This window comes from Lacticaseibacillus brantae DSM 23927, from assembly GCF_001436115.1.
GTDB classification, from domain to species: Bacteria; Bacillota; Bacilli; order Lactobacillales; family Lactobacillaceae; genus Lacticaseibacillus; species Lacticaseibacillus brantae.
Genome location: NZ_AYZQ01000005.1, coordinates 134,733 through 151,247 on the forward strand (window position 1 = coordinate 134,733; position 16,515 = coordinate 151,247).

The 16,515-nt window shown below is 47.8% G+C and carries 17 protein-coding genes; 2 read left to right on the forward strand and 15 right to left on the reverse strand.

Annotation, left to right across the window (positions count from 1 at the left end; all coding sequences use genetic code 11):
- Positions 1-5 precede the first annotated feature (5 nt).
- The 11 genes from FC34_RS09045 to deoC form a co-directional block, all read right to left on the reverse strand.
- A complete protein-coding gene (locus FC34_RS09045; protein ID WP_083479315.1) occupies positions 6-1,694 on the reverse strand; it encodes a glycoside hydrolase family 13 protein in 1,689 nt (562 codons plus the stop codon).
- Entirely contained in the window at positions 1,687-2,103 is a 417-nt protein-coding gene (locus FC34_RS09050) for a PTS sugar transporter subunit IIA (protein WP_057895107.1), read from the reverse strand. The genes FC34_RS09045 and FC34_RS09050 overlap by 8 nt, the downstream gene beginning before the upstream one ends.
- An 84-nt stretch (positions 2,104-2,187) precedes the next feature.
- A complete protein-coding gene (locus FC34_RS09055) occupies positions 2,188-4,431 on the reverse strand; it encodes a glycoside hydrolase family 31 protein (protein ID WP_057895108.1) in 2,244 nt (747 codons plus the stop codon).
- Between the two features lie 29 nt (positions 4,432-4,460).
- Positions 4,461-5,312, reverse strand: a complete 852-nt coding sequence (locus tag FC34_RS09060; protein WP_057895109.1) for a PTS system mannose/fructose/sorbose family transporter subunit IID — start codon at positions 5,310-5,312, stop codon at positions 4,461-4,463.
- The gene (locus FC34_RS09065; protein WP_057895110.1) at positions 5,305-6,114 is read right to left on the reverse strand and encodes a PTS mannose/fructose/sorbose/N-acetylgalactosamine transporter subunit IIC; all 810 of its coding nucleotides are present in this window, start codon (positions 6,112-6,114) and stop codon (positions 5,305-5,307) included. The genes FC34_RS09060 and FC34_RS09065 overlap by 8 nt, the downstream gene beginning before the upstream one ends.
- 36 nt (positions 6,115-6,150) lie before the next feature.
- Positions 6,151-6,642, reverse strand: coding sequence for a PTS sugar transporter subunit IIB (locus FC34_RS09070; protein WP_057895111.1), 492 nt, complete (start codon positions 6,640-6,642; stop codon positions 6,151-6,153).
- 48 nt (positions 6,643-6,690) lie between these two features.
- The gene (locus tag FC34_RS09075; RefSeq protein ID WP_057895112.1) at positions 6,691-7,701 is read right to left on the reverse strand and encodes a LacI family DNA-binding transcriptional regulator; all 1,011 of its coding nucleotides are present in this window, start codon (positions 7,699-7,701) and stop codon (positions 6,691-6,693) included.
- Positions 7,702-7,990: 289 nt separating this feature from the next.
- A complete protein-coding gene (locus FC34_RS09080; RefSeq protein ID WP_057895113.1) occupies positions 7,991-9,025 on the reverse strand; it encodes a C40 family peptidase in 1,035 nt (344 codons plus the stop codon).
- A gap of 160 nt (positions 9,026-9,185) precedes the next feature.
- On the reverse strand, positions 9,186-9,893 hold the full coding sequence (gene deoD, locus FC34_RS09085; protein ID WP_057895114.1) for a purine-nucleoside phosphorylase: 708 nt from the start codon (positions 9,891-9,893) through the stop codon (positions 9,186-9,188).
- 9 nt (positions 9,894-9,902) lie between these two features.
- On the reverse strand, positions 9,903-11,096 hold the full coding sequence (locus tag FC34_RS09090) for a phosphopentomutase (RefSeq protein ID WP_057895115.1): 1,194 nt from the start codon (positions 11,094-11,096) through the stop codon (positions 9,903-9,905).
- Positions 11,096-11,761, reverse strand: a complete 666-nt coding sequence (deoC, locus tag FC34_RS09095) for a deoxyribose-phosphate aldolase (RefSeq protein ID WP_057895116.1) — start codon at positions 11,759-11,761, stop codon at positions 11,096-11,098. Before deoC ends, FC34_RS09090 begins: the two co-directional genes overlap by 1 nt.
- A gap of 232 nt (positions 11,762-11,993) precedes the next feature.
- Between deoC and FC34_RS09100 the strand changes: the two genes are divergently transcribed.
- Together FC34_RS09100 and FC34_RS09105 are read left to right on the forward strand one after the other, a co-directional pair.
- The gene (locus FC34_RS09100) at positions 11,994-13,334 is read left to right on the forward strand and encodes a PTS transporter subunit EIIC (RefSeq protein ID WP_057895117.1); all 1,341 of its coding nucleotides are present in this window, start codon (positions 11,994-11,996) and stop codon (positions 13,332-13,334) included.
- Positions 13,315-14,199: an alpha/beta hydrolase gene (locus FC34_RS09105; protein WP_057895118.1), complete on the forward strand. Its 885-nt coding sequence runs from the start codon at positions 13,315-13,317 to the stop codon at positions 14,197-14,199. Before FC34_RS09100 ends, FC34_RS09105 begins: the two co-directional genes overlap by 20 nt.
- Before the next feature lie 259 nt (positions 14,200-14,458).
- On the opposite strand, the gene FC34_RS09110 is transcribed toward FC34_RS09105, so the two are convergent.
- The 4 genes from FC34_RS09110 to FC34_RS09125 form a co-directional block, all read right to left on the reverse strand.
- Positions 14,459-14,902 carry a threonine/serine exporter family protein gene (locus FC34_RS09110; RefSeq protein WP_057895119.1) on the reverse strand — a complete coding sequence of 148 codons (444 nt, stop codon included), beginning with the start codon at positions 14,900-14,902 and terminating at the stop codon, positions 14,459-14,461.
- Between the two features lie 9 nt (positions 14,903-14,911).
- Complete coding sequence (locus tag FC34_RS09115) at positions 14,912-15,667, reverse strand: threonine/serine exporter family protein (RefSeq protein ID WP_057895120.1); 756 nt, start codon at positions 15,665-15,667, stop codon at positions 14,912-14,914.
- Positions 15,667-15,984 carry a thioredoxin gene (gene trxA / locus FC34_RS09120; protein ID WP_057895121.1) on the reverse strand — a complete coding sequence of 106 codons (318 nt, stop codon included), beginning with the start codon at positions 15,982-15,984 and terminating at the stop codon, positions 15,667-15,669. The genes FC34_RS09115 and trxA overlap by 1 nt, the downstream gene beginning before the upstream one ends.
- Positions 15,985-16,049: 65 nt before the next feature.
- Complete coding sequence (locus tag FC34_RS09125) at positions 16,050-16,400, reverse strand: DUF1516 family protein (protein ID WP_057895122.1); 351 nt, start codon at positions 16,398-16,400, stop codon at positions 16,050-16,052.
- Between the last annotated feature and the right edge of the window lie 115 nt (positions 16,401-16,515).

Consider the following 16,515-nt stretch of genomic DNA (forward strand, 5'->3'; position numbering starts at 1 on the left):
GGGGATTAATACTGAAGCTTATACACTACCGCCCCATAAGGTGGTAGCGTGAGCGTTTGGCCTAAGGCTGAATCAATAGTCGTGTTAGCCAGTAAAACTGTGGCTGCCTGATTCCGCAAGGCCTCAGGTACTGTCCAAGTCTTTGGTGTTGCAGTGAAATTCCCTGCCACAAACAGCGTTTCGCCTTCACCCTTCCGTAGATAAATAAATAAATCAGGGTCATCTGGCGCCAACAATTCAAAGACCCCGCTGGTCACCAGTGGTTCCTCATGGCGAAGCTTGATTAGCTGTTGATAATAGTGATAAACGCCATTCTCATTCGCTAAATCTTGTGCGGCATTGATTTGGTCGTGGTCAGGATTCAACTTCAGCCATGGTTGCCCCGAGGTGAAGCCGCCTTGCAGCGAGCCATCCCAAGGCATGGGTGTCCGCGCGTTATCACGAGAGTGTAAGTAAATCGCGGCCATTGCCGCTTCCGGCGTTTCATGATGATCCTCGGTCAGTTCGCGGTAGATATTGTGGGTTTCCAGGTCATTGTAGTCGCTCAAAGTCTCAAAATGCACATTTTTTAAGCCCAGTTCTTCACCTTCGAAAATGTATGGTGTGCCTTGCAGCATGTGTAAAACGGTCCCTAACATTTTGGCTGAGCGAACGCGATACTGCCCTTCATCCCCAAAGCGTGTGACTGCCCGAGGCTGGTCATGGTTACTCCAGTAGAGACTGTTCCAGCCATCCACTTGTGCTAAGGTCGTCTCCCACCGGGCCAACACTGCCTTGAGGTCAACTAACTTAAACCGATTAGTTGAGAACTTGCCATACGTGCCGTAATCCAGGTGCATGTGATCAAAATGGAACACCATATCCAATTCGTTCCGGCCAGCGCCCGTGTACAACTGGGCTTGTTTTGCGGTTGTGTGTGGGGTTTCGCCGACAGTCATAATGTCATAATCGGCCAGGACCTGCTGATGCATTTCTTGGAGATAATCGTGCACCTTAGGCCCATTGGCTGCCCCAGCATAATAGCTCCCGAAGGCTTTACCTTGGATGACTGGGCCATCAGGGTAAGTGGGATCTTTTGAAATCAGTGAGATGACATCCATCCGGAAGCCGTCTACGCCTTTATCCAACCAGAAGCGCATCAAGTCGTAAACCTCTTGCCGAACCTGCGGATTCTCCCAGTTCAAATCGGGTTGTTGTTTAGCAAATAAGTGCAGATAGTACTCGCTTAAATCGGCTTGATATTCCCACGTCGACCCACCAAAACTTGACCCCCAATTATTGGGAACATGGCCATCAACTGGTTGTTTCCAGATGTAGTAATCATGGTGAGGATCGCTCACAGATGACTGTGCAGCTTTGAACCAAGGATGTTGATCTGACGTATGATTGACGACCAAATCCAAAATAATTCTCAAATGACGGTCGTGTGCAGCTGCTAGCAACTGTTCAAAGTCAGCCATGGTCCCCAGTTGGGGCTCAATAGCACGGTAATTGGAAATGTCATAGCCGTTATCAACTTGTGGAGACTGATAGATGGGATTAAGCCACAAGACATCAACCCCCAAATTAGCCAGGTAGTCCAATTTCTCGGTAATCCCATTTAAATCCCCAATACCATCTCCATTGGAGTCGTTGAAACTCTTGGGATAAATCTGATACACGACGCTCTTCTTCCACCAAGGTAACTCATTCATCATCGTCATCTGCTTCAACCTGAATGGCGTTAACATTAACAATCGCTTCTTTAGCCTGCTGAATCAAGGCGTCAATGCGGCTATCGGTTATATATTGGTCCGTTGGTTCCATGGCAATGCCAAGCGCTAGAGGTAAATTCATCCCACTGATGATATGGGTGTGCGCGCGGGTGCGATAGTTAAAGAATTTCTGATTCACACTGCCAGCGGTCATGTCTGTCAGAACCACCACATCGCGATCATCTGGGAAAGCGGTCATCACGGCATCCACTTGATCTCCAACAGGCTGGTTGTCTAAGTACGCTGCCACGGTCACGATGTCTTGGCCGCCACCACTAATAAAATCTAGCGTGTCTTTCAGCCCTTCAGCCAAGCGATGATGAGATGCTAATACAATTGTCCGTTCCATGAATTTTCCTCCTTATTTGTGGATCATTCTGCCACACAAAAACCGATCAGGAACCGTTGTTCGCGCGTTCCGATCGGTTCCGACTTAATCATTTAAAAGTAATTCTAGTAAGGCATCACTTAATGCGGCCGGCGCTAGGCTGGCCACGGTCATCGCTGCCCGGTTAGCAGGCATGCTTGTGATACTTTGCCATAACTGTTTCTTCAAATCAAAATCCACCTTGGCGTGTTGCAAGCGGGCAAAAAGGCGATCACGCAGGATTGCTGATTGATTCTCAGCTTGTATGTCGAGCGTCATTTGCAAATTTGCATGCCCCTCAAGCGGCTGACCACTATTTTTTGCACCAATCACGTCAAGCTCATAGGCGCGTTGAGCGGGAATAATGTGATTAGGATCTTCCACCGACATCGCAAAATGACGGCTGTCTGGCTCCCAAGTAAAACGTGTTTGGGCTTGGCCTTTTGCGGTCTGCTCATGCAAGACGTATTCATGTTTTTCACCTGGGAAAAGACGAATGCGCATCGCTTCAGGTAATTGGTCAATCGCTGCCATGGCGTCGGCGGCCAATGGGACGATTCCACCTGACCGCACGAGTACTGGGTACTGAGCTTTGTTGCGATAGAACTTCACAACTGCGGGGCCCGTGTATTGTTGATGCGTAAACAAATCTGTCCAAGTCCCCTCAGGCACATAGCCCTCAGCACTCGCCAGCCCGGTGGTTTCATCGCTTGGCGAGGTAATTGGCACAACCAACATCTCTGATCCAAAGAAGTACTCATTCTTAAATTGATAAACTTCCTTAGCTTCCGGGTACCGATAATACATGGGTTCAATCAACGCTTGGCCCTGCTCATGGGTGAGTACGTCCGCATTCGCCAAATAAGGAACCAGTTGGGCGCGCAGCCGCATGAAACTCGTCATGCTCTGTTCAGTCTCAACATCATACATCCATGGTTCTTTGCCCATAAACGGATTGTCTGAGCTGTGTAATCGCATAATCGGACTGAACACCCCAAATTGCAACCATCGCAATGAGAGTTCTGGATCATAGGTGCCTTGCATGTGGCCGCCAATATCATGACTCCACCAAGTGTAGCCAATGTTAGTCGCATTTGCGGTGAAATATGGCTGAAATGCTAATGACTTCCAGCTGGCAATTGAATCACCCGAGAAACCGATTGGATAGCGATGGCTGCCTGGGCCAGCGTAACGTGAAAGAATCAGCGCTTGGTCTGGCTTTGTCTTAACCTGATCTAGGTAATGCAAGACATTTAACGACCACAATGGATCAATCTGGGCCCGAGAACGGGCCGCGCCTTGTTGCCAATCGAGCCACCAGAAATCAACGCCTTGCTTCTCCAGGGGATGGTGCACAAGCTTGAAATAAGCTTGCATGAATTTGCGATTATTCAAATCAAACAGGACCGGCTGCTTGGTTGCTGGATCAATACCAACTGCCTTTGCAACTTCAGGATACTGTTCTTCCGACGGCCGAATCCCAGCGGCCGGATGCACGTTCAGGGTGACATGTTTGCCTTGCTCATGGAGTGTTGTCATCAATTCTTCTGGCTTTGGGAAAAGTTTACGATTCCAAGTATAGCCAGTCCAACCACTGCCATACTCGGCTGGAATATCTGTGACATGCCAGTTCATATCTAACACAGCCACGGAGATTGGAATCCCTGCCTGTTCAAACCGATTCATCAGTTCGAGGTAGGACTTTTGTGTGTACGGATAGAAACGGCTCCACCAGTTACCTAAAGCAAACCGAGGAACGAGTGGTGGGAATCCAGTCAATTGATAATAATCATGTAAGGCAGCTTGATAGTCGTGCCCATAGGCGAAGCCGTAAATGTCAATCTCGTCAACGGGCCGATTTTCAATCTGGTCACCGACCTGGCGCATGCTCTTTGAATCATTCAGAATAGCAAAGCCGTTTTTGGACATGATTCCTTGTTCTAGCGATACCGCACCATCAGCACCGTCGAGCGTCCGGGCTGTCCCTAAGAGATTCTTCTCATCGCGGTCGCCATAATGCCAGCGTGGGTAGTGGGTCTGATAGTTGTATTTCGTATCGATGAACAAGTTAGCACCATTGAATTCGCCACCGCGATAGTAGAGATGAAACGAATCAGTTTCAATTTGGACTGCAAAGCCATCTTGATCACGGGTTAATTGAAAGGTTGGGTTCCCAAAATCACGATCGACGACGGTTTGCGTCGTGGTGTCTTCAAACTGACCAGCAGCTTGATATTCCATACGGATCATTTTATTGGTAATAACGGTGAAACGATAATTCTCACCGCTAATCTGATTATCTTGACTCAAAATAGCTCCCTCTCAATCTTTCGCAACGATTACTTAGCTGGCTGTACCCCGAGGATTCCGAAGAATGACCCAACAAGCGCAATGACAAGAATCAGCACAATCACGCGATTTGGCGTCCATTTCTTTGAACCTAAAAGCTTGTAAACCATCCAAGCGACTAATGCAGGTAACAGCGCTGGCATAATTTTGTCTAAGACGCCAGTCTGCATGGCTAGTTTAACTTTCCCGAATTGGAATTGGAGTGGTGTATAGACTTTAACCACCGTCGCAATCAAAGTCCCAACCACGGTAATCCCCATGACAGAAGCAGCTTCAGTGAAGGCACTCAACTGGTTAGCCATCGTTGTGACCAGCTTAACCCCGGAATCGTAACCGATATCAAATAACTTAATCCGGGCCCAGAATAATAGCATATCGACGAACAGCCAGATAATGGCACCGAGTGGGTTCCCTTGTAGGGCCATGTAACCGGCAATTGAACCCATAATTGTTGGTAACAGAATCCAGATAATGGTATCCCCAACGCCGGCAAAAGGTCCCATTAAGGAAGTCTTTAGCGCTTGCACAGCGTCTTTTGACTTAATCCCGTCATGTTCTTCCATCGCCAAAGTCGCACCTAAGATCATGCCAGCCATGGCCGTAGTGGTATTGAAATACTTAAAGTGATTGTCTAGAGATGCGACATAATCATCGTCGTTTGGATAGATCTTCCGGAGGACTTTCGAGAATGACCAGACCACCGAAGGGCCTTGTTGCGTTTCATAATTGAAGTTGTTCACGCCCATGAACATATAACGAAGAATAGCGCTGTGTCTTTCTTTCTTAGTTAACTTATGTTGTGGTTCAGTTGGTTGAGGTGTCTGTGCTTGTACATCACTCATCGTAGTCGTCTCCTTCTTCATCAGTGTCTGTTGCGTCTGCGCCATTAGCTGTTGCTACGGCATTCTTCTTAGATGCATTAATCAGGTTCTGGTAAGTATAAATCGCCAAGGCTAACCCAATAATCGCAACCCCAAGGATTGGTACATTTAAGTAAGCTGACATCACAAAGCCGATCATGAGGACCCAGATATACTTCTTCAAAGGCATGTAGTGCATCAACATCCCAATACCAACGACTGGCAACATACTACCAGCAATCGTGAGCCCATTAGTGAGCCATGCAGGAATAACTTTGAGTAAAGCACTGATAGCAGAAGGTCCGACTGTGACAATTAAGATCATTGGAATGAAGTTCTTTAAGGCAAAGAACAAAGGTCCAATCCAGTTCACAAGACGCATCTTGTTAAATTCTTTTGCATGGGCATAAGCTTGAGCGCGGTGTGCGATGAAGTTGTTGGCGATCTTAATCAACACATCCAGTTGGATGGTCAATAACCCAACTGGCAAGCCGACAGCAACCGCGGTCCCAAGGCCAGCACCGGTCCGAGCTGATAGGTATACCCCAACAATTGTGGCTAGCCCGTAGTCAGGCACAGAAGCGCCACCCAAACCAGCGACCCCTAAACTCATTAATTGGAACGTCCCAGCAATCGTCATGGCAGTTGGTAAGTCGCCCATGATGAGCCCTGCGAAAAGCCCGACAGTGACAGGCCAGTAATTCATAATCGTAATCCCTTGATTATCAATCGTGGCATACGAGGCCAGAATGATGATCAAGATATCTTGCAAAATATATGGCATGATTTCTCCTCCTAAAGGTTTTTACAATGGCATTAACTATTTGATGTCCTTGCCGTCAATTGCCTTATCAAATGGTAACGGGGCATCGGCTGGCACGTATCGGATGTTAACTGGAACACCACGCTGCTCTAAGGCTTTGAAATCAGCAACCTCTTGTTGATTAACCGAAACAAACTTACTAATCTGGGTACGCCCGTCTTCAGCAAAAATAATCCCGATATCCACGCGAGGAATCTCAATTCCTGCATCCAACAACTTCAACATCGTGCTCGGTTCTTTGGCAATCACGAACACTCGCTGATCATCATACTTACCAGCTGTAAAATTCGTTAAAGCCTTGTCCGTATCGATAATAGACATCCCAGTCCCAGCAGGTTTACTTAAGCGCATGCTGGCTTTCACATTCTCATCTTGGCTAACGACATCATCAATCACCATGTACCGCTTTGGTTGCACCTCGGCTGCCCATTGATTGACAACGATGCCATGGACTAAACGTTGGTCTACTCGTGCTAATACGACTGTCATGTTAAATTCCTCCAAATTTTTGGTATTGATACCAATTTTATGTAAAAACTAAGCTACAGACTGACGAACGACAACTGAAAGTGGCATGATGACCTGGCGGGTATCAATTGTGTCGCCTTCCAACTCATCCGCGACCATATTGGCAATGGCATCGCCAATTTCATGAATTGGCTGATGGATAGTGGTGAGTGGTTGCGCAACCACTTGGCTCAGCGGTTGATCGTCAAAGCCTAAAACAGCGAGTTCTTGGGGCACCTTAAGTTGCAGTGTCTGAGCTTCGGCGATAATACCAGCCGCCACTTGATCGGACCCAGCAATTACAGCATCCGGCCGATCTTTCATGCTAGCAATTCGTTGCAGCACCCGTTGACCATCAGCAATCGTGCTGACATCAGTGAACTGCCATTCAACGCTCGGTTCCAAATCAAATTCGCGCAAGGCCCGTAAGTAACCGCGGTACCGATCGCTGTTCAAATCTTCGATATTGTCGTTAAACCGAATATCTTGTTGGCCAGTGCAGAATGCTAACTTGCGATAGCCGCGATTCAAAAGGTACTTGGTCCCCGCGTACATCCCACTTTCTTGATCGGCGTGAACCATTAAAACATCGGGATCAGCCACATATTCATTGCAGACACCAATCAAACCATATTGTGAATATTGCTTGATTAAGTCCCAATCGTTCTCAATCGCGCACATGATTACTGCATCGACTTGATTCGTTTTCAGAAATTCCAGGGCATTGAGCTCATGACTTTTCTGACCAAACGTTTGCACGATAACGGTCTTATATGAGCGCTCATCTGCTGTTCGTTCAATCGCTGCAACTAATTCTGAGAAAAACGGATTTGTAATATATGGCACTGTGACTGCAATGGTTTGTGAACCGGAACCACGCATTTGCCGCGCGGCTTGCAGCGGTGAATAGCCAAGTTTTGTCATGGCATCAGCGACCAGCGCGGCCTTTCGAGGTGATACGTGAGGCTTATTGTTGATAATGCGCGAAACCGTGGAAACTGAAACACCAGCTAATTTTGCCACGTCTGAAATCGTTGCCATTTCTTACCACTTCCCTACATCTTCTTTGTCACGAATATAGTATAGCGCTTTCATTTCTTTGTCAACGCTTTTTTGAAATCGATACCAAAATCGATTGCAGATTATTTTGTGAATTCTATCCATAAAGGCAATAAAATACTAAAGAAAACAGTTCACAAAGTTTGATAGAAATATCTAAATATTTTTTGGTAGATCTACATGTTAATCTTGGATTGAATGACAACTGACAGGAGCCTCTAAAACAACAAAAAGAGCCCAGCGGATAGGCTGGACTCATCGTTATTTTGAATTACAGCACGCGAACCCCAAAAGAAGGTGCCCAGTATGGGGACAAGGCGTTAATTTGCACATTTTCACCTGGCTTAGGGGCGTTCAAGAATTGGCCGCCACCAAGATATAAGCCAACGTGATAAGTATTACCTGCATCACCCCAGAAGACCAAGTCGCCCGCTTTCAAGGCGCTGATAGCAACTTTAGTCCCAGCTGATTCTTGTGGGACTGTCCAGCCGCCGATATTGATTCCGGCAGCATTTTGGAACACATATTGCATCAGGCCTGAGCAGTCAAATGAACTTGGTCCCTTGCCACCCCAAACATAAGGTTTGCCCAGTTGCTGTTTAGCAAGCGCAATGACCTTTTGGATTGCCGTTTGATTACTTGGCGCCTGGGAAATGCCGTTACCAGGGGTTGAAGGCTGCACTGGTGTGGACGGCTTAGCCGGTGTTGAAGGCTGCGCCGGTGTTGCTGGCGCAGCGGGTTGTGTGACGCCAGCAACCTTCTGGACAAAGCGACTTGGGACGAAGCCACCGTTGCTCAGCTTGTACCAAGTTTCGCCACCAGAGGTTTGGGCGCTAATGGCAGACACTGTCTGACCATTGGTTAAGTATTGGCCTGACCCTTTGCTATAACTAGCCGTTGCCCAAACAGTGACAGCCCCACCAGAATAAGTGACCTTTAATTGGGTAGTGGCTGCTGGAGCCTGTGCAACAGGTTTTTGTGGTTGAGTTGGTGCTGGCGTTGGTGTTGCCGTGCTACCTGACTGGTTCAGCTTCAAGTAAACGCCAGGAATCCATTCATTTTGGCCAACTTGATACCAAGTATTCCCACCAACTTGCTTACTGCCGAGAATATTGACCGTCTGCTTGAAGGTCACGTAACGAGCTGCCTGTCCGAATGCTGGACTCTTCCATACCGTTGTGGCGCCTTGTGAATAGGTCACTGTCGCACTTGCGGCTGAAACGGGGGTCGCTTGCATGAGCAAGGCCGCCCCTGCTGCACCAGCAATTCCTGCTGTTGCCAGTAAGAACTTCGAATTATCAACCATCGTCAGATCTCCTCCAATACGTTCATATTCTATCGTCAATTTATGGCTTAACTTTTTCTTAACAACTACACTCAATATACCACGATGCGATATGAGTTGCACAAATAAGCATTGCCGAAACGTAAAAAGCCTCGACAGAATCGAGGCTAATTAGGCTGAATTACCGCGTCGCAGCAATATCGAGTGCCAATTCAATCATGTCATTGAAACTCGTTTGACGTTCTTCAGCAGTCGTTTCTTCACCTGTAATAATGTGGTTAGACACCGTCAACACCGAGAGCGCTTGTCGATGGTATTTCTCGGCCAAGAGATAGAGTGCCGGTGTTTCCATTTCGGCGGCGAGCACACCGTAGTCAATCAACTTTTGCCGATCCAATTCGTCATTATAGAAACGATCTTCGCCAAGGACGTTGCCAACGTGATAAGAAAGCTTCTTCGTCTCAGCAAGTTCGGCAGTTTGCCGCAAAAGTGAGAAGTCGGCAATTGGGGCAAAATAGAGCCCGGCACCGAATGTATTCAGAATAATCGAGCTATCCGTGGAAGAAGCTTGGGCAATCACGACGTCGCGAACGTGCACATCTGGCCCTAAGCCCCCAGCTGTCCCAACCCGGATCAATGTTTTCACATCATAATCTTGCATCAACTCAGTGATATAAATACTAATCGAGGGAATCCCCATCCCTGTGGCTTGCACAGAAATGCGGCGGCCCTTGTAGGTACCGGTGAAACCAAAAGCATTCCGCACCGTGTTGTAGCGGACAGGATTGTCAAAATAGGTTTCGGCAATGTATTGCGCCCGCAGCGGGTCGCCGGGAAGTAAAACAATGTCTGCAATGTCACCAGGTTGTGCGCCAATATGTGTACTCATAGTTTCCTCCTATTGCAATGCGTCCAAGAATGAGTGGCCAACACCATTGCCCCGAACACCGAAGTTCTCTAGCACGGTCGCGCCTAAATCTGAAAATGGAGAGCGAATGCCTAAATCCCCGCCACCAGGTAAGGATTTACTGAACGCGAGCAGTGGCACAAATTCACGGGTATGATCCGTCCCACGGAAGCCAGGATCGTTACCATGGTCAGCCGTAATCAACAACAAGTCATCTGGCTGCAACACATCAATTAACTCGCCCAGTTGGCGGTCAAAAGTTTCAAGCGCGTCGCCATCCCCTTGCGGATTACGCCGGTGGCCGTACATCGCATCAAAATCGACCAAATTGGCAAAAATGAAGCCAGATTGATCACTTTTCATCGTCGCAATTGTTTGGTTCATACCGTCAACGTTGCTCGTCGTATGCACGCCAGCATCAATCCCTTGGCCAGAGAAAATATCGTTAATTTTACCAATTCCAAAGGTTGGCACCCCAGCTTGTTGGAGCCGATCCAAGTCGGTTGGCGCATTGGGCAACAAGGCATAGTCATGACGATCGCTGGTCCGCGTAAAGTTGGATTTATCCGTCCCGGTATATGGCCGAGCAATCACGCGCCCGATGCGATAAGGGGCGTCAATCGTGATACTCCGAGCGTACTCACAAATTTTGTAGAGTTCTTCCAACGGAATAATCGCTGTGTTAGCGGCAATCTGTAAGACAGAATCGCCAGACGTGTAGACGATTAAATCGCCAGTCTTTAATTGTTCTTCACCATAATCCGTCAACACTTCAGTCCCCGAATAAGGCTTATTCACAATCACGTGTCGACCGGAGAAGTCTTCGATTTGCTTAATCAGGGCATCCGGGAACCCATTAGGGAAGAAGCCCAGCGGTTCAGTGACAGGCAGACCCATCATCTCCCAATGACCGTCCATACTGTCTTTGCCGGCAGAAATCTCGTACATTTTGCCAAAATAACCACTCGGCTCACTAACAGGCGCAACCCCGGAAATAGGATTATCCTGCCGAATATTTCCCAGGCCCATGGCTTGCAGATATGGTAAAGCCAGCTGCCCGTTGAAAAACTCGCCAATGTGCCCTAAGGTGTCCGCGCCTTCATCATGATACTTGGCAGCGTCAGGTGCTTCTCCGATACCAATTGAGTCGAGCACAATCGCCAAAACCCGATTAAATTTTGCCATTAGTTTGCCTCTGCTTCCTTTAGAATTGCGACCCCAGCACTCGCGCCTAACCGACTGGCTCCAGCTTCAATCAACGCCTTAGCTTCTTGATAGGTATGAATCCCGCCGCTGGCTTTGACACCGAGGCGGTCGCCAACAGTCGCCCGCATCAAGGCCACATCGTGAACGGTCGCTCCACCCGTTGAGAACCCAGTAGAGGTTTTAACGAAATCAGCATCCGCGGCTTCTGCCAATTCACAGGCCCGAACTTTTTCATCGTCGTCTAAAAGTGACGTTTCAATAATCACTTTCAAAATCGCATTTTTAGCATGGGCAATCTCGGCGATGGCTTGAATATCTGCTCGCACATGGTCGTCATGGCCCTGCTTCAACTCGCCGATATTAATCACCATATCCACTTCATTAGCGCCTTCATCGATGGCCAGATTCGCTTCAGCCACCTTAATCTGGGTCGTATTTGCGCCCAGCGGGAAGCCGATCACAGTACACACATCAACATCCGTATCTGCTAATGCGGCAGCCGCGCGGGCCACCCAGTAAGGATTGACACAGACCGAAGCAAAATCATACTGCTGTGCTTCAGCTAAAATAATATCAATTTGATCCTGCGTTGCTTCTGGTTTTAACAAAGTATGGTCAATGTATTTCGCTAAGGGCTTATCCATTAGGGTTAACCTCTCTTATTCTGATTTACCTCAATCTTACCAGAGTCGATTTTTGAATGCATTTAAAAATGGTGAGAACCCGCACTTATTTGTGTAAAATCGTAAAAACATTCGCTTTATTGTCTCAAGTTCACAAACGTAATTGCTTCTGTTTTGACAATACTCTGGTAAAATTTGGGTAGAACGAGAGCATCATCGGTTATGACTTTCAGCCTTGAAAGGACAAGCGCATATGGAAACATACTTACAAACTAAACTGTTACCCGGCATCATTCGCCAAAGTGTTCGGATTCGGCGGTGGCGAATGTATCGGGTCTTAAAACAAACATTAGCGGTCATTTTCCCCTTTATTCTGCTTGGGGTGATAGCAGAGGCACTAAATTCAACTGTCTTTTCGCCCCGAGGATTTTTTGCCGAAATTTATCACCTACAGACGGTCATTCCTTTTTACACGCAAATTCAACATATTCTCAGCGTACTTCAAGCCGTGACTATTAACTTATCCGCACCCGCCGTCGCGTTCTTAGCGGCCAAGTTCATGGCGCATTCGTATCACAAAGATGAAACTTTAGCCGGCTTAACGAGTGCGCTCAGTTTCTTCACCTTTAACTTAAACTTTTCACCTGGCCAGCATGATACCTTCCTTATTCAAAACTTAGGCTATCGCGGGTTGTTTTTCGCCTTTTGGCTCGGTGTTGGTATCGGCTGGCTGTTCCGGTTTGGCAAAATTAGCCAGGAACCTGCACTCAAAGAAAGTAGCATCTCAGATCGCGTCACCAACAGTCTGCATCACCTGCTCCTCATCAACCTTATTCTGATTATCAGCATGGCTATCAGCTATGCGATAAGTCTTATTGCCGCTGATGGCATAATTGGCGTCATCTACTCCTTCTTCCAGTTTCCAGGGACGCGCTTGACAGGGCATGTATCCATTCGCCTGGCACTATTAACCACCATGAACGCGTTGATATGGTGGGCCGGCTTAGAAGGGCCCTTGAATTTGGCAGCAGCAGCGACTCAAGGAAATGGGACCCTAGGCGCAGATAATTTGAATTATGCACTAGAACACAACAATCTCTTTAACGTCCCCCACCCGTACACAATGAGTACGATTTACTATCCATTTGCAAACTTCGGTGGGGTCGGGATGATGATGGCCTTGATTTTTGCCATTTTCATTGTCAGCCGTCGCCACTCCATGCGAGAAATTGCGGGCCTGGGCCTCGCGCCCGCGATTGTCAACAATCCCGTCGCGATTCTAGTTGGCCTGCCGGTCATTCTTAATCCCCTATTGCTGATCCCCTTTATTTTGACCCCGCTGGTCAATCAAGGCATTGCGTGGTTCGTGATTCGGCTGCATATTATGCCACCACCTGTTTATACCGTTCCTACAGGCACACCTGGTCCGTTCATTGCTTTTCTGGGCACCAATGGAAATTGGGTCGCCTTAGTGGTCAGTCTGCTCTGCTTGTTAGTCTCAACGCTCATCTATATACCCTTTGTTAGACTCACGATGATTGTGAATGACGAAGCAGCACAATTGGAGGCACAAGATGAAAAAGCACTGGCGTAGTTTAATCATTATCCTCATCACCCTTGCGGCCACGCTAATCGTTCTAATTCCCGCGACCACTTGGATGACGGCTAACGTTAAATCTGCCCGCGTGATTCACAATTCCCGCATGGAACCGGTCATCCTCATCCCCGGGAGTTCAGCCACGCAGGATCGTTTCAACACCTTAATCAATGACCTCAATAAACAGACAACTGGGCACAGCTTATTAAAAATTACAGTGCAGACCAACGGCAGTTTGAAATATTCCGGTCGGATTGCGCGCAATGATAACGAGCCATACATCGTGGTTGCCTTTGAAAACAATAAAGATGGCTATCCAAACATCAAAAAACAAGCAGCTTGGTTCAATACGGCCTTTACGCAATTGCGCAAGACATACCGTTTCAATCGTTTCCGTGGCATTGGCCACAGTAATGGCGGTCTCATCTACACCCTTTTCCTGGAGAAATATTACCAAGCCGATGAAGTCACCATGTCGCGCCTGATGACGATTGGGACACCATACAATTTGGCCGAGAGTAATAGCGATAATCGCACCCAGATGCTTAGCGATATGATTGCCGCTAGAAAGTCCCTGCCGACCGGCCTAACCGTTTACTCGATTGCCGGGACGGAGAACCTTGACGGCGATGGCACCGTGCCAATCGAAAGCGTTGAAGCTGGGAAATATATTTTCCAGAATCAAGTCAAACACTACACGCAAATCACAGTCAGCGGGGATGACGCCGCCCACTCTGATTTACCTCAGAATCAACAAATCATTCAGCTCATTAGCCAATACATCGTCTCCACCCCTAATCAACAAGGCGTCCCAGGTATCACCCGGACACCGAACGGGAATGGCGTTGGCCAACCAGGTTAATGAGACATGACCAACCTATAGCGGGTTGGTCATTTTTTTGGATTAAAAAAGCCGAATCAACAATTAAATGTTGATTCGGCATCTGCTCGCAGTATCTAAGTTGCCTTAGATAGATTCTATGGGCTCCACAACTCAGTGAGAATCACTAACCTCGCAAATCCGGCGAGTGGGTTACCCCGTGTTAGCTGCGACTTTCACCACATAAATCGTGGTTACTCGACTCATCGCATGCAATTAGTATACCACGAAGAACGAACAATCACCACCGGATCCGGTAACTCAATTCGCTAATAAGCTGGGCAATCATGAATCCGACTGCAATTGCGCCAGCCACCATGGTCACCCGCACACCCAATTGAATTGCGAGATCCATATTTCCGAGCACCATCGCGCGCACCGCTTGATACGCAGTGGCCCCTGGCACGAGCGGCACCAGGCCGGGAATATTAAAAATAATGACGGGCATCTTTTTGATCCGAGCAAATACAATCCCGCAAACGCCAATGGCCACGGCCCCCAGCAGGTTCGCCAGCATGCGGCCACTACCCGCTGTCTCCAGCAACCAGTAAACCATCCATCCAAATGCGCCAGCCCACCCAGCGAGAATGAGCGCCTTATGAGGTACGTTGATACAAATGGCAAAGGCGACGGTCGACAAATAGCTAAACGTTAATTGCACAATAAATTCAGTTAAGTATGTCATAGCCGCCCCCTAGAAGAATCTAAAAATAATGGCAATCCCAACACCAATCGCACATGCACTGAGAATGGCTTCCATCCCGCGGGCCATGCCTGAGAGCAAATGTCCCGCGAGCATATCGCGAATGGAGTTGGTAATTGCCACGCCAGGAACCAGTGGCATGACGGCGCCAATAATCACGTTATCAATTTCGCGGCCTAGCCCTAGCCGTACGCCAATGAGCGCGGTCAAACCAACGATAAACGCGCCGAGCATCTCGCTCATAAATCGAATTTTGGTTGCGCGGCCAACATAGTAATTGACTAAGTAACCCAAACTTCCTGCCACAGCAGCCAAAGGAATATCCATCCAGTCATATTGCTGAGCAAAAATCACCATTAAGGTCGCAGAGACCACAGCTGCCCCCAAGACTTGTAGTGGCAACGGAAAATATGGCGTGTTTTTATCGAGGTGAATCAATGATTTACGCATTTGTGTCAGGGTGATTTTGCCTTCCGCAAATTGGCGGGAGAGTTGATTCACACCAGCGACTTTTTCCATATCAATGTTGCGAGCCGAAACTTGGCTCAGCTGCACATACGGCTGGTTCTTCAGACCAATAATAATCCCCGTCGCCGTCGTAAAGATTAGCGGCTCACTTTGCCCAGCATTTCTCACGATTCGATTCATGGTATCTTCTACGCGATACATTTCAGACCCGCCTTCAATCATAATCCGGCCGGCCAATAGACAAGTATCAAGGAGAATTGTTTTATCAACTTTCACCATTAGGCTGACTCGAGTTTCTGGGTCAAGTAAGCTTTGAGTTTTGGCTTCGGGTAAGCGCCAGTAACCTTTTCGATCGCCTTACCGTTCTTAAAGACGATCAAGGTTGGAATTGTCATCACATGATAATTTTCGGCGACTTCCGGATAGTCTTCCACATTGAGCTTGGCTACTTTCAAGCCCTCTAATTCCTGTTCTAATTCATCCAGCATGGGACTCATAATTTTACAAGGGCCACACCATTCCGCCCACAAATCAACGACGACAGTTCCTTGGGCGGTTAATGCCCCCAGATTTTCGCTAGTCGCTACTTGACTCATTCACTTCACCTCACAGTTTTCGTATCGCTTATTATAGCATGTAATATCAGCCAATTACCTCAGAATTAGAGGATAGGCCGACCTTGAGCGAGAATTAAACCAACGATGCCGACGATGACACCGCCGCCTAAGATCAGCCACCGCCAACTCGACCGCATTTGTTTGCCGTCAGCCTGTGAAAACAGAATTTCCACTAAGGCGATAAAGCCGACCGCAAGGACAATTTTCAGCACGGTTAAAGCTGGATTTCGATTGAAAGCATCACGCATCAAGACATAACCGCTGACAATCATCACCACATAGCCCAGCCTGGCAATCATTAGAAATGGCGTGCGCTTTTTAGGCACAACCATGACACCCGTCAGCAGGACAATTAGCATCACAATCCACGTTATAATATGTATCCATAACCACATGTCTATTTCCTCCTTTGAACTATGCTCATTGTAGCAATCTTTTGGCCAAATAAAAAACCAGCTAGGTCAAAGACCTAACTGGTAAGTTTGCGTGGCAGCTTCCTATCCTCGCAGG